The 12,102-nt window shown below is 71.0% G+C and carries 12 protein-coding genes; 4 read left to right on the top strand and 8 right to left on the bottom strand.

What is annotated here, in order from left to right:
• Positions 1-17: 17 nt before the first annotated feature.
• Positions 18-188 (bottom strand): hypothetical protein, encoded by a 171-nt coding sequence (locus tag MMR14E_RS07330; RefSeq protein ID WP_331313493.1) that lies wholly within the window; start codon positions 186-188, stop codon positions 18-20.
• Positions 189-282: 94 nt separating this feature from the next.
• Positions 283-798: an META domain-containing protein gene (locus MMR14E_RS07325; RefSeq protein WP_331313492.1), complete on the bottom strand. Its 516-nt coding sequence runs from the start codon at positions 796-798 to the stop codon at positions 283-285.
• Between the two features lie 218 nt (positions 799-1,016).
• On the opposite strand from MMR14E_RS07325, the gene MMR14E_RS07320 reads away from it, so the two are divergent.
• The 4 genes from MMR14E_RS07320 (at position 1,017) to MMR14E_RS07305 (ending at position 3,708) form a co-directional block, all read left to right on the top strand.
• The gene (locus MMR14E_RS07320) at positions 1,017-1,340 is read left to right on the top strand and encodes an XRE family transcriptional regulator (RefSeq protein WP_331313579.1); all 324 of its coding nucleotides are present in this window, start codon (positions 1,017-1,019) and stop codon (positions 1,338-1,340) included.
• A 192-nt stretch (positions 1,341-1,532) separates the two neighbouring features.
• On the top strand, positions 1,533-2,270 hold the full coding sequence (locus tag MMR14E_RS07315; protein WP_331313491.1) for a PIG-L deacetylase family protein: 738 nt from the start codon (positions 1,533-1,535) through the stop codon (positions 2,268-2,270).
• On the top strand, positions 2,267-2,860 hold the full coding sequence (locus MMR14E_RS07310) for an SAM-dependent methyltransferase (protein ID WP_331313490.1): 594 nt from the start codon (positions 2,267-2,269) through the stop codon (positions 2,858-2,860). The genes MMR14E_RS07315 and MMR14E_RS07310 overlap by 4 nt, the downstream gene beginning before the upstream one ends.
• Positions 2,857-3,708 (top strand): glycosyltransferase family 2 protein, encoded by an 852-nt coding sequence (locus MMR14E_RS07305; RefSeq protein WP_331313489.1) that lies wholly within the window; start codon positions 2,857-2,859, stop codon positions 3,706-3,708. The genes MMR14E_RS07310 and MMR14E_RS07305 overlap by 4 nt, the downstream gene beginning before the upstream one ends.
• Before the next feature lie 180 nt (positions 3,709-3,888).
• Here MMR14E_RS07305 and MMR14E_RS07300 read toward each other — a convergent pair whose 3' ends face one another.
• The 6 genes from MMR14E_RS07300 to MMR14E_RS07275 all read right to left on the bottom strand — a co-directional run bounded on the left by MMR14E_RS07300 (position 3,889) and on the right by MMR14E_RS07275 (position 11,996).
• Complete coding sequence (locus tag MMR14E_RS07300) at positions 3,889-4,860, bottom strand: HpcH/HpaI aldolase/citrate lyase family protein (RefSeq protein ID WP_059408565.1); 972 nt, start codon at positions 4,858-4,860, stop codon at positions 3,889-3,891.
• Between the two features lie 188 nt (positions 4,861-5,048).
• Positions 5,049-7,799 (bottom strand): phosphoenolpyruvate carboxylase, encoded by a 2,751-nt coding sequence (locus MMR14E_RS07295; RefSeq protein WP_331313488.1) that lies wholly within the window; start codon positions 7,797-7,799, stop codon positions 5,049-5,051.
• Between the two features lie 141 nt (positions 7,800-7,940).
• Positions 7,941-8,831: a succinate--CoA ligase subunit alpha gene (sucD, locus tag MMR14E_RS07290; protein WP_331293864.1), complete on the bottom strand. Its 891-nt coding sequence runs from the start codon at positions 8,829-8,831 to the stop codon at positions 7,941-7,943.
• 16 nt (positions 8,832-8,847) lie between these two features.
• Positions 8,848-10,041, bottom strand: coding sequence for a malate--CoA ligase subunit beta (locus MMR14E_RS07285; protein ID WP_331313487.1), 1,194 nt, complete (start codon positions 10,039-10,041; stop codon positions 8,848-8,850).
• 435 nt (positions 10,042-10,476) lie between these two features.
• Positions 10,477-11,118, bottom strand: a complete 642-nt coding sequence (gene fchA / locus MMR14E_RS07280; protein WP_331313486.1) for a methenyltetrahydrofolate cyclohydrolase — start codon at positions 11,116-11,118, stop codon at positions 10,477-10,479.
• A 14-nt stretch (positions 11,119-11,132) separates the two neighbouring features.
• On the bottom strand, positions 11,133-11,996 hold the full coding sequence (locus MMR14E_RS07275; RefSeq protein WP_331313485.1) for an NADP-dependent methylenetetrahydromethanopterin/methylenetetrahydrofolate dehydrogenase: 864 nt from the start codon (positions 11,994-11,996) through the stop codon (positions 11,133-11,135).
• Positions 11,997-12,102: the final 106 nt, after the last annotated feature.

Raw genomic sequence — 12,102 nt, 5'->3', positions numbered from 1 at the left:
CCGGCGCGGACTCCGCCTCAGGCGAAGAGCCGGATCATGAGGAGGACGGTCGCCAGGAGCGGGACCGCCGTGGCGAGCCACAGGGCACCGGGATGGAAGCCCTCGGGACCCGAGAAGCGCGAGGTCCGCGTCACCGCGGGACGCAGGGGGTCCCCGCGTCCGATCCCGATCCCGATCCCGACTGGCATCCGTGGCCTCCTCGATACGCGAGGAGTGAGCCTCGACGCCCCTCAAGGGCGTCTGAACCGGCCGATGCCTTCGTCCGGCGTGGTGAACCGGTCCTTAAAGGGCCCGGTCGAACTTCAGCTCGCCGTTCGGGCTCTTGAGCACGAGCTGCGAGCCGACCATGTCCCACACCGCCGAGGTGCGCAGGGCGATGAAGAAGGCCTGCTCGGTGGCGGCGAGGCCCTTGTCGCAGCTCTTCTTGGTCAGAGCGAGCGGGCCCACGGCGATGTGCTGCTCCTTGAGCGGGAAGGCGGTGGCCGCGAAGGTGTTGCAGCCGCCGTAGCCGCGGGCGCGGTACTGCTTGTCGATGATGAAGCTCGGCCGGTCGCCGCCCGTGAACGGCTTGCCGTTCAGGCTCACGGCGGTCCAGGTCGAATCCAGCGGGAACATCTTCTCGCTGGCCTTGGCCCCCGGCACGTACTGGGGCTTCTTCTCCTCCTCGCCGCCCGGCCGGCGGTTGCCCCGGCCGAAGCCGGTCGGCGAGCCGCCCATCTGCGCCTGCGCCTGCGTCGCCGCCGACAGGTCCATGGCCAGCACGGCGCAGGCCAAGCTCGCGATCAGCACCCCTCTCATCGTCCAGTCCCCATGTCGCGCGCGCCGCGCGCAGGTCATCCTCCGGAAACGCCGCGCCGGCCGCGCGGCCCGGTCCCTCGCGAGACCGCTCCGAATCCTTGCGCCTTGGCGGATGCGACAGGATTTCAGCACAATTATGGTCGCGCTCGGCCGAAGACCGACCGGAAACGATCCGGGGTGGCGATCGTTGTTGATCATCGCGGAGCAGGAGGATGACCTTGGCAGGATCGGACGAGGGCGCGCAGAGCGGGACCCGGGCGCTCGCCATGACCCCGGCGCAGTCGCGGGCCGCCCGCGGGCTGCTCGGCTGGTCGGAGGCCGATCTCGCCGGCAAGATCGGCCTGGACGAGCGATTCGTGCGCGATTTCGAGGGCGGCTACAGCGATGCGCCGAGCGGACAGATCGAGGCCCTGCGCAGCGCCCTCAGCGCGGCCGGGGCGGTGTTCAGCGACGCGCCGACGCCCGGCGTCCGGCTCGCGGCGGACCGGGGCGTCGACGAGGGCACCCGCGCCGACGCCCTGACCACGGAGAACGATCGCTGACACACGCCGGCCACTGCGAACGCGCCGCTCATGGCGCGTTCATGCGCCGCGCCTGAGAACCGGGGACGTCCGAACCCGCGCACCGTCCCTGGAGCGTCCCGTGATCGATCCCGTCTGCAGCCCGTCGCGGTGCGACCGGCGCTCCCCCATGGCCGTCTTCCGGTTGGCCGCCGACCGGACGGGAGGCCGCTGATGCGCGCCGACGCCTTCCTGGCCGCCGCCGACGCGCTGCCCGTGGCGAGCCTCGATGCCCTCCTGGGAAGCCGGGGTCTCGTGGTCGTCGCGCCGCATCCCGACGACGAGAGCCTCGGATGCGGCGGGCTGATCGCCGCTGCCCGGGCGTCGGGGCGGCCCGTGCACCTCGTCGTGGTCAGCGACGGCTGCGGGTCGCACACGCATTCCCGCCTCTACCCGCCGGAGAAGCTGCGCGCCCTGCGCGAGGCGGAGACCCGGCGGGCCGTGGCGGTCCTCGGCCTCGGGCCCGACGCCGTCACCTTCCTGCGCCTGCCGGACGCGCACGTCCCGAGCGACGGCCCCGAGGCCGAGGCGGCCGCGTCCGCCGTGGCCGGCGCGGCCGCGGCGATTGGGGCAGGCGCGGTCTTCGTCACGTGGCGCCACGATCCCCATTGCGACCACAGGGCGGCCGCCGCGATCGTCGCCCTCGCCCGGCCGCGGATGCCGGGCGTGCGGGTCTACGAGTACCCCGTCTGGGGCTGGACCCTGCCGCCCGAGACCGAGGTCGGGCCGAGCCCGGCCGGCCTGCGCCTCGACGTCTCCGCCTATCGCGAGACCAAGGTGCGCGCCGTCGCCGCCCACGAATCGCAGACCACCGACCTGATCGCGGACGATCCCGCGGGCTTCCGGCTCGAGCCCGCCATGATCGACCGGCTCTGCGGCCCCTACGAACGCTTCGTGGCGGTCCCCGCATGACCCGGCGGACCCAGACCCTCCCGGAGGATTACTTCCTCGGCATCTACGCCAGCGACCCGGATCCCTGGCGCTTCACCACGTCATCCTACGAGCGCGACAAGTACGCGGCGACGCTGGCGGCCCTGCCGCGGGCGCGCTACCGGGCCGCCTTCGAGCCGGCCTGCTCCATCGGGGTCTTCACCCGCGCCCTGTCCGAGCGCTGCGAGCGGCTGCTCGCCACCGACTTGGTCCCGGCCGCCGCGGAGGCCGCCCGGGAACGCTGCGCGGATCGCCCCCACGTCGAGGTCCGGCAGGGCGCGATGCCGGCGGACTGGCCGGAGGAGCGGTTCGACTTGATCGTCCTCTCCGAGTTCCTCTACTTCCTGGCTCCGGACGATTTCGCCGCGCTCGTGCGCCGGGCCGGCGCGACGATCGTGCCCGGTGGCGACATCGTGCTGGTGCACTGGCTGGGCGAGACCGACTACCCGCTCTCGGGCGACGGCGCCGCCGAGGGCTTCATCCGGCTGTCCGCGCCCTTCGCCCAGGTCCTGAATCAGGCGCGGACGGACAAGTACCGGCTCGACGTCCTGCGCGCCGGAACCGCCCCGTGAGCGTCGCGGTCATCACCCTCAACAAGGGCCGGCGCGCGCACCTGACACGCCTGCTCGAGGGTCTCGGCCGCGGCGACCCGCCCGATCGCTGCGTGGTCGTCGAGATCGGCGACGACGCGGCGCCCTACCCGACCCTGCCCTTCCCGGTGGAGCGCGTGCCGTTCCCGCATGCCGGCCTGCCGCTGGCCGCGGCGCGCAATGCCGGACGCCGGGCCGCCCGCGCCGACACGCTGATCTTCCTCGACGTGGACTGCATCCCCTCGGCGGGGCTCGTCGCGGGCCTGTCCCGGGCGGTGGCCGAGCGGGACGGCCTCATCTGCTGCGAGATCGGCTACCTGCCGGCCGGGGCGGTCGCGGACGGGTGGCGCGAGACGGACCTGGCGCGTCTCGGCGCGCCGCACCCGGTGCGGGCCTTCCCGCCCGCCGGCACGGTGGCGCCGGCGCCGCAGCCCGGCCTGTTCTGGTCCCTCGCCTTCGCGGTGCGGGCCTCGACCTACGACCGCCTCGGCGGCTTCGACGAGACCTTCTCGGGCTACGGCGCGGAGGATACCGACCTCGCCTTCCGGGCGGAGCGGGCCGGCGTGCCGATCCTGTTCCTCGGCGGCCCCCGGGCCTACCACCAGCATCATCCGGGCTACGACCCGCCGCTGCAGCACTTCCGCGACATCGTCGCCAACGCGGCCCGCTTTCACGACCGGCACGGGATCTGGCCGATGGACGGATGGCTCGACGGGTTCGCGCGGCTCGGGCTGATCGCGGCGGATCGGTCGAGCGGCATCGTGGTTCACCGGGACCCGACGCCGGGCGAGATGGAAGCGGCGCGGCTGCCGGACGATCGTCCGTTCTGACGGGACTCGCCCCACGCGGCGCCGCCGTCCGCGCGCGCGCAGCCAAGGGATCCAGCAGCGACACGCATGTCGCCGTTGCCGCGACCCTGGATCGCTTCGCTGCGCTCGCAACGACGAGACGTTCATCGCGGTGCGGAGGGCGGATCCCGGCCCTGTGCCGGGATCCGCCCGCGGGCTGCCTCAGCCCTTCATGGCGTTCGCCTTCTCGATCAGCGCCTCCGCCATGCGGATCGAGGCGATGTCGATGAGGCGTCCGTCCAGGGAGACGGCGCCGCGGCCGGCCTTGGCGGCCTCTTCCATCGCCTCGAGGATGCGGCGGGCCTTCGTGACCTCGGCCTCCGACGGGGTGAACACCTCGTTGGCGAGCTCGATCTGGCTCGGGTGGATCGCCCACTTGCCCTCGAAGCCGAGGGCGGCGCAGCGGCGGGCCGCCGAGCGGTAGCCGTCCGGATCCGAGAAGTCGCCGAACGGTCCGTCGATCGGGCGCAGGCCGTAGGCGCGGCAGGCGACCAGCATGCGGTTCTGGGCGAACAGCCACGGATCCTGCCAGTGGGTCTGGCGGTTGCCGGCCTCGTCCTTGTCGGTCAGCACCGAGAAGTCGGGGTTCACGCCGCCGATGACGGTGGAGCGGGCGCGGGTCGAGGCGGCGTAGTCGGCGACGCCGAACGACATCGCCTCCAGGCGCTTCGAAGACTGGGCGATCGCCTCGACGTTGGCCATGCCGAGGGCCGTCTCGATCAGCACCTCGAAGCCGATCTGCTTCTCGCGCTTCTTGGCCTGCTCGATCTGGGTGACCAGCACGTCGATGGCGTAGACGTCGGCCGGCACGCCGACCTTGGGGATCAGCACCATGTCGAGCCGCGGGCAGGCTTCGACGATGTCGACCACGTCGCGGTACATGTAGTGGGTATCGAGACCGTTGATGCGGATCATCATGGTCTTGTTGCCCCAATCCAGGTCGTTCAGCGCCTGGATGATGTTGGTGCGGGCCTTCTCCTTGTCGTCCGGGGCGACCGCGTCCTCGAGATCGAGGAAGATCACGTCCGCCGCCGAGGAGGCCGACTTCTCCATGAAGGTCGGGTTGGAGCCGGGCACGGCGAGTTCGGACCGGTGCAGGCGCGGCTTGGCCTGCTGGATCAGGGTGAAGCTCATCTCGGGTTCTCTCTCCTGGTGACGGTTCTGGTGCCGTTGCGGGATGCGCTCCCGTTCACCGGCGGCAAATGGCGCGCCCCTCGGCCCCTGACAGGGCGGGGAGGCGCGTTTCGGTTCGCTCCATCGCGGTTCGTCTCAGGCTCGGGTTTCCTCTCCCGTGCAGGAGAGAGAGCCGGTTGCGCCCCTTCCTAACCGGTCGCCCCGAAGCCGACCGCGATGCAGTTGATGGACAGGAGCAGGGCCGACTTCACCGCCTCGCGCCGGTCCTCGTCCGTCTCGGAGCGGTAGCGGGCGAGCAGCTCCACCTGCTCGCGGCTCACCTGGTTGATGGTCGGCAGCCGGCCCTTCAGCCGATCCCGGAACAGCGGGAAGCGCTCGGCGAGTTCCCCACCGCCGCTCACCCGCAGCACCATCTCGCGGGTCAGCGCGTACTCGGCCTCGATCATCGCGAAGATGCGATCGCGGATGCCGGCATCCGGGACGAGGCCCGCGTAGGCGCGGGCGATGTCGAGATCGACCATCATCAGCGTCTTCTCGACCTCGTCGAGGACGAGGCGGAGGATGCGGGACTCGGTGAACAGCCGCTTGAGCGTCGCCTCGCCGTCGCGGCCGCGCACGTCGATGAAGCTCGCCAGCCCCGAGCCGACGCCGTACCAGCCGGTGATGACGTGCCGGTTCTGCGACCACGCGAACACCCAGGGGATCGCCCGGAGGTCCGAGAGCGAGCGGGCGCCGAAGCGGCGGGCCGGGCGCGAGCCGATGTTGAGGAGCGCGATCTCGTCCAGCGGGCTCGCCGCCTGGAAGTAATCGACCAGCCCGTCGGTCTGGAGCAGCTGGACGTAGGCCGCCCGCGAGGCGCCGGCGAGCGCCTCCAGGGCGTCGTCGTGGCCCGGCCCCGCCCGCTCGCCGTCGCCGGCCAGCGCGTGCTCGAACACCGAGGCCGCCAGCAGCTCCATCTGGTAGGCGGCCGTGCCGCGGTTGGCGTACTTGAACGAGACCACCTCGCCCTGCTCGGTGGTGCGGAACCGGCCGCGGATGGAGCCCGGCGGCTGGGCCATGATGCCCTTCTGGGTCGGCACCCCGCCGCGGCTCACCGAGCCGCCACGCCCGTGGAAGAAGGCGATCCCGACGCCGAGCTCCTCGCCGAGGCGGGTCAGCTTGCTCTGCGCCTTGTAGAGCTCCCAGTTGGCGGCGACGAAGCCGCCGTCCTTGTTGGAGTCGGAGTAGCCGATCATCACCTCCTGCACCCCGCCCTGCCAGCGGGTCGAGCGGCGCACCACCGGCGTGCCGAGCAGCGCCCGCATGATCGCCGGGGCGGCGCGCAGGTCGTCGATGGTCTCGAACAGGGGCACGATCGGCAGCGGGCAGATCTCGGTGCCGGCCGCGTCGAGGAACACCCCCGCCTCCTTGGCCAGCAGATAGGCGCCGAGCACGTCCTCGACCGAGCGCGTCATCGACAGCACGAAGGCGCCGAACGCCTCGCGGTCGAGGGCCTCGCGCATCTCGGCGACGAGGGCGAAGGTGGCGAGCGTCTCGCGGGCCGCGTCGGGCAGGTCCTCGAAGGACCGCTCCGGGTCGCGCGGCCGGGCGAGCTCCGCGTCGAGCCACTGGCGCCACGCGGTCGAGCCGAGGGCCGGCGGCTCACCCTCGCCGTTGCGCTGGCGCCAGAGGGCGTGGAGCGTGTCGGTGGTCCGGGTGGTGTTCTCGCGCAGGTCGAGGCGGACCGTCGAGAAGCGGAAGATCTCGACCATGCGCCGGACCGGCCGGACGAGGTCCCGGGCCAGCGCCCCGCACTTGGCCTCGGTCAGGCCGCGCTCCAGGGTGCGCAGGTCCTCGATCAGACCGTCCGCACTCGCGTAGTCGGGGCCGGACGGGTGCTCGCCCTCGTTGCGCGCGATGGTCGCCTCGATCTTGCGCAGGACGCAGGAGAGATACTGGCGATAGGGCTCGCCCGGATTGCGCCGGGTGATGGCGCGGGACTGACCGCTCTCGGCGAGGTGGCGGTCGAGTTCCGCGCGGAAGCTCTCGGGCAGCGGCAGCGAGCGCTCGGTGAGCGACAGGGTGCGGCCCAGCTCGCGCACGCCGTCCCGGTAGCGCGTGAGCGAGGCGAGCGCGTTGCGGTGCAGGGTCTGCCGGGTGACCGCCGCCGTGACGTAGGGGTTGCCGTCCCGGTCGCCGCCGATCCACGAGCCGAACTGGAAGAACGGCGGGACCTTGAAGTCGGTCCCCGGATAGGTCTCGGCGAGGGCCTCGTGGAGGGTCTCCAGGGTCTCGGGCAGCATCTCGAACAGGGTCTCGTCGAAGAAGTGCAGCCCCCAGGCCACCTCCCGTTCGACGGTCGCCTTCTCCAGGTGCAGTTCGCCGGTCATCCAGACCAGCTCGATCTGGTCGCGCAGCTCGTTCATGAGCCCGTTGCGCTCGCGGTCGGTCCAGCGCGGCATCTCCAGCTCGCGCAGGACGAGGTAGATCCGGCGGAACTTCTCCAGCACCGTGACCCGCTTGCCCTCGGTGGGGTGGGCGGTCAGCGTCGGGCGGATACGCAGGTCGCTGAGAAGCGCCTGGATCTTTTCAGGGGGCACCCCCTGCTTGCGCGCGTCGGAAAAAACCTTGGCGAAGGAGCCGCCGAGCGCGGCCCGGCCCTCCGTGCGCTCCACGTGCCGGCGGCGGCGCATCGCGGCGTTCTGCTCGGCGATGGAGATCAGCTGGAACCAGATGCCCTGCACCTGGAGCGCGCGCGCGAGCATCTGCGGCGAGAAGCGCGAGATGTCGGCCGTGCCGTGCAGGACCGCCTCGAGGTCGGGGTCGTGCCGGCGGGCGACGTCGAGCAGCGCCTGGAACAGGATGTCCAGCGCCTGCTCCGACGACGTGCCGACGATGACCGGCGGCGCGAAGGCCGTGGCGTCGACGAGACCGGGGGTTGCGTGAAGGGTGCGGGTCATGGGGCCACCTCGTGGCGCAAGGCTGCGCTCCCCTCCCCCTTGCGGGGAGGGGTTGGGGGTGGGGGTGGTTCAGAAGGCACCGGATCGCCCGATCCTGCACCACCCCCACCCTCGGTCCCCCCGCAAGGGGGAGGGAAGGATCTACGCCGCGCGGGCGAGTACGTCGGCCACGGTCTGCCCGAAGCTGCCGGGATCCGGCGCCACGGTCAGGCCATACGAGCGCATGATCTCGGCCTTCTCGGCGGCGCTGTCGCCGGCCGCCGAGATGATCGCGCCGGCATGGCCCATGCGACGCCCCTTCGGAGCGGTCAGCCCGGCCACGAAGCCGATCACCGGCTTCGACATGTTCTCGCGGATCCAGGCCGAGGCCTCGGCCTCCTGCGGGCCGCCGATCTCGCCGATCATCAGCACCGCGTCGGTATCCGGGTCCGTCTCGAACAGGGCGAGGTGGTCGAGGAAGGACGAGCCGTTGATCGGGTCGCCGCCGATGCCCACCGAGGTCGAGATCCCGAGCCCCAGCTCCTTGAGCTGCGAGGCGGCCTCGTAGCCGAGCGTGCCCGAGCGGGAGATCACCCCGACATTGCCCGGGAGGTAGATGTGGCCGGGCATGATGCCGAGCATCGCCTTGCCGGGCGAGATGATGCCGGCGCAGTTCGGGCCGACCACCATGGTCCGCCGCTCCTTGGGGTAGCGGTACAGGTAGCGCTTCACCCGCATCATGTCCTGGGCGGGGATGCCGTCGGTGATCGAGCAGACCAGCCGCAGCCCGGCATCGGCCGCCTCCATGATGGCGTCCGCCGCGAAGGGCGGCGCCACGAAGGTGATCGAGGTGGTGGCGCCGGTCGCCGCCACCGCCTCCTTGACGGTGTTGAACACCGGCAGGCCGAGATGGGTGCGCCCGCCCTTGCCGGGCGTGACGCCGCCGACGACGTTCGTGCCGTAGTCGAGCATCTCCTTGGCGTGGAAGGTGCCCTTGTCGCCCGTGATGCCCTGGACGATGATCGGGGTGGTCTCGTCGATGAGGATGCTCATGGCGCGGTCTCCCCCTTCAGTGCTGCGTCGTGTCGTGATGGCCCTTGGCGGCGGCGCAGGCGTCGACCGCCTTCTTGGCCGCCTCCGCCAGGGTATCGGCGGTGATGAGATCGAGGCCGCTGTCGGCCAGGATCTTCTTGCCCGCCTCCACGTTCGTGCCGGCGAGCCGGACCACCAGCGGCACGTCGATCTTCACCTCGCGGGCCGCCTGGACGACGCCCTCCGCGACCCAGTCGCAGCGGTTGATGCCGGCGAAGATGTTGACGAGGATCGCCTTCACATTGCGGTCCGAGAGGACCAGCCGGAAGGCCGTGGCCACCCGCTCGGGGGACGCACCGCCACCCACATCCAGGAAGTTCGCCGGCTCGCCGCCCGCGTGCTTGATCATGTCCATGGTGGCCATGGCCAGCCCGGCGCCGTTGACGATGCAGCCGATCTCGCCCTCGAGACCGATATAGCTGAGGTTGTGCTCGGCGGCCTGGGCCTCCCGGGGGTCGCCCTGGGACGGGTCGTGCATGTCGGCGATGCCGGGCCGGCGGAACAGCGCGTTGTCGTCGAAGCTCATCTTGGCGTCGAGGGCCAGCACCCGGTCGTCCTTGGTGACGACGAGCGGGTTGATCTCCAGCATGGTGCCGTCGCAGTCGCGGAACGCCCGGTAGGCGTTCATGATCGTCTTCACGGCGGCCGAGACCTGCTTGATGTTCAGCCCGAGCTGGAAGGCGATCTCCCGGGCCTGGAACTGCTGCAGGCCGACCGCCGGCTCGACCACCACCTGGATGAGCGAGTCCGGCTCGTTGGCGGCGATCTCCTCGATGTCCATGCCGCCGCGCTGGCTGGCGATGACCCGCACGCGCTCGGCCTTCCGGTCCAGCACGTAGCCGAGGTAGAGTTCGCGCTCGAACGGGTCGGCGGTCTCGACGTAGACCCGCTGCACCGGCTTGCCCTCGGGGCCGGTCTGGTGCGTGACGAGGCGCTTGCCGAGGAGGTCCTTGGCGGCGTCGCGGACCTCGTTGTAGGTCCGGCACAGCTTGATGCCGCCGGCCTTGCCGCGGGCGCCCGCGTGGATCTGCGCCTTGACGGCCCAGAACGAGCCGCCGAGCTCGGTGGCGGCGTAGACCGCCTGGTCCGGGCTGAACGCGATGGCTCCTTTGGGGACGGCCACGCCGAAGCTCGCGAGCAGCTCCTTGGCCTGATACTCGTGGACGTCCATTCGGCGCCTCCTCCGCGGTTCGTTGCCGCCGTTGACGCCCTCTACTTTAGTTGAGTCGAAAGATTACGCCCGTCAAATTTTTTAAGCCCCTGATTGACCGCGACTTTTTCGCGGTCGCAGCACGGACCGTATTCGATATTGCGACGCAGCATACAGAAAAACAACGAGGCCGGGGCATCATGCACCCGGCCTCGACTGTTGAATCGATACAAAGTTCGCTGGAACGCTTCGTTCGATGCGCCCGCTCCGTCATCACGAGCGCCGCGAAGTGACCCAGGGCAGCGCGACCTCTGAGATTGCGACGCCGACTGGATTGCTTCGCTCCGCTCGCAGAGACGGCGGCGTCGACGTGATCGAACCGAACGCGCTGTTCAGCGCGGCGCTGCCCCAGCGGGGACGCGCCCGCCCTCCGCGAAGGACGAAGGGCGTCGCGGTTCAGTTCACCTTGTCCTTCACGACCGCGTAGACCTTCTCGGTCAGCGCGCCGGCATCGGACAGCAGGTCCTCCAGCTCCTTCAGCCGCTCGTCGGCGAACGCGCGGTCCTCGAGGCCCTTGGCGTTCACGTAGACGTTCAGCGCCGCGCTGCGCAGGCCGGCATAGGCGGACAGCACCGCCACGCCGGCATCCGACACGACGTTGAGATTGCCCTTGTCGGCCGTGATCGCCGCGAGGTCGATCACGGCGCGGCAGGCCCGGCAGCAGGCGAGCGGCACGTCGCAGGCGGTCCTGAGCGCCGCCTGGATCTTGTCCGCGCGCGCGGCCTTCTCGTCGTCGGTGGCCTTGGGCAGGCCGTAGGCGCCCATCACCGCGTCGAACGCCTGGACGTCCTCGCCGATCATGCCGGTGAGCACGACCCGCAGGCCCTCGGACTTGGCCAGGACCTCCTTCATCTCGGCCTCGACCTCGACGTACTTCTTCTTGCCGATGGTGAGGTTGCAGACCATCGACACCAGGGCCGCGCCCATGGCGCCGGAGATCGCCGCCGCGCCGCCCCCGCCGGGGGTCGGGGCGGCGCTCGCCAGATCCGTCAGGAAGGTCTGGATGGTCGCGTTCTCTGGCTGCTGCGTGTCCGACATGGGCGCTCCTCCGGTCAGGCCATCGTCTTGGCGAGGGCGTAGATCTCCTCGGCGTCGAGCACCTTGTCGGTGCTCTCGAAGAGCTGCCCGACGCAGGCCCGGTGCAGCTTGAGCTTCAGGCCGCCGATGCCGAGGGCGCCGAAGGCCTGCTTGCCGTTGCGCTCCTTGCCCTTGTCCATCACGTCGATGCCGCCGATGCCGGTCGGGGGCTGCGCGTTGTAGTCGGCGACGAACTCGATCGACGACTCCTGAGCCCAGGCGGCCTCCGGCAGCAGCTCGACGCCGATGGCGCCGGCCGTGAACACGAGGTTCGTGCCCTTCACCAGGGCGACGCGGGAGGCCTCGTCGGGGGTCGCGGCGGCCTTCACGTTGACCTTGAAGCGCGTGTTGATCTGGTCCGCGGCGGCCTGGGTCTTGTCGAGGGCGCGGCCCGCGATGGTGACCTCGGCGCCCTCGCCGGCGAGCAGGGCGGCCGAGCGCATGCCGACCGGGCCGGTGCCCGCCAGCACGACGGCCTTCTTGCCCTGGAGCGAGCCGGCGGCCTTGGCCACCAGCGCGACGCCGGCGGCGGCCGTGGTGTTCGATCCGTTGGAATCGAGCATGACCGAGACCCGGAACGGACCGAAGAAGCGCTTCTTGACCGCCGTGAACAGTTCCTCACCGGCCGCCATGCTGCCGCCGCCGACGAAGATCGCCGTCGACTTCTTCTCGGAGCCGCCGCGCGTGTAGATCGTGCCGTCCACCAGCGCGCCGACATTGTCGGGGTTCACGCCGCCGTAGCCGGTGATGTGGTCGGCGCCGCCGTCGTAGCCGACGACCGTGTCGAACACGTTGGGGACGGCATCGGTGTCGAACAGGAACAGCAGCTTCTTGGTCATGTCTTAACCTCGGCCCAGGATGGGCATGATCACGTCAGGGACATCCACCCCGTCATTCCGGGCCGCGGAGCGGAGCCCGGAATCCAGACGCACAGGTGATTCTCGG

This window comes from Methylobacterium mesophilicum (assembly GCF_036441335.1).
Classification (GTDB): Bacteria; Pseudomonadota; Alphaproteobacteria; order Rhizobiales; family Beijerinckiaceae; genus Methylobacterium; species Methylobacterium mesophilicum_B.
The sequence above is the reverse complement of the archived record's forward strand: the minus strand, read 5'-3'. Positions and strand labels throughout refer to the sequence as shown.

What these genes read in the sequence shown, in the direction of transcription:
- MMR14E_RS07330 (WP_331313493.1), bottom strand. Translation starts at nt 188, where the DNA reads ATGCCAGTCGGGATCGGGATCGGGATCGGACGCGGGGACCCCCTGCGT.
- MMR14E_RS07325 (WP_331313492.1), bottom strand. Translation starts at nt 798, where the DNA reads ATGAGAGGGGTGCTGATCGCGAGCTTGGCCTGCGCCGTGCTGGCCATG.
- MMR14E_RS07315 (WP_331313491.1), top strand. Translation starts at nt 1,533, where the DNA reads ATGCGCGCCGACGCCTTCCTGGCCGCCGCCGACGCGCTGCCCGTGGCG.
- MMR14E_RS07310 (WP_331313490.1), top strand. Translation starts at nt 2,267, where the DNA reads ATGACCCGGCGGACCCAGACCCTCCCGGAGGATTACTTCCTCGGCATC.
- MMR14E_RS07300 (WP_059408565.1), bottom strand. Translation starts at nt 4,860, where the DNA reads ATGAGCTTCACCCTGATCCAGCAGGCCAAGCCGCGCCTGCACCGGTCC.
- MMR14E_RS07295 (WP_331313488.1), bottom strand. Translation starts at nt 7,799, where the DNA reads ATGACCCGCACCCTTCACGCAACCCCCGGTCTCGTCGACGCCACGGCC.
- sucD (WP_331293864.1), bottom strand. Translation starts at nt 8,831, where the DNA reads ATGAGCATCCTCATCGACGAGACCACCCCGATCATCGTCCAGGGCATC.
- MMR14E_RS07285 (WP_331313487.1), bottom strand. Translation starts at nt 10,041, where the DNA reads ATGGACGTCCACGAGTATCAGGCCAAGGAGCTGCTCGCGAGCTTCGGC.
- fchA (WP_331313486.1), bottom strand. Translation starts at nt 11,118, where the DNA reads ATGTCGGACACGCAGCAGCCAGAGAACGCGACCATCCAGACCTTCCTG.
- MMR14E_RS07275 (WP_331313485.1), bottom strand. Translation starts at nt 11,996, where the DNA reads ATGACCAAGAAGCTGCTGTTCCTGTTCGACACCGATGCCGTCCCCAAC.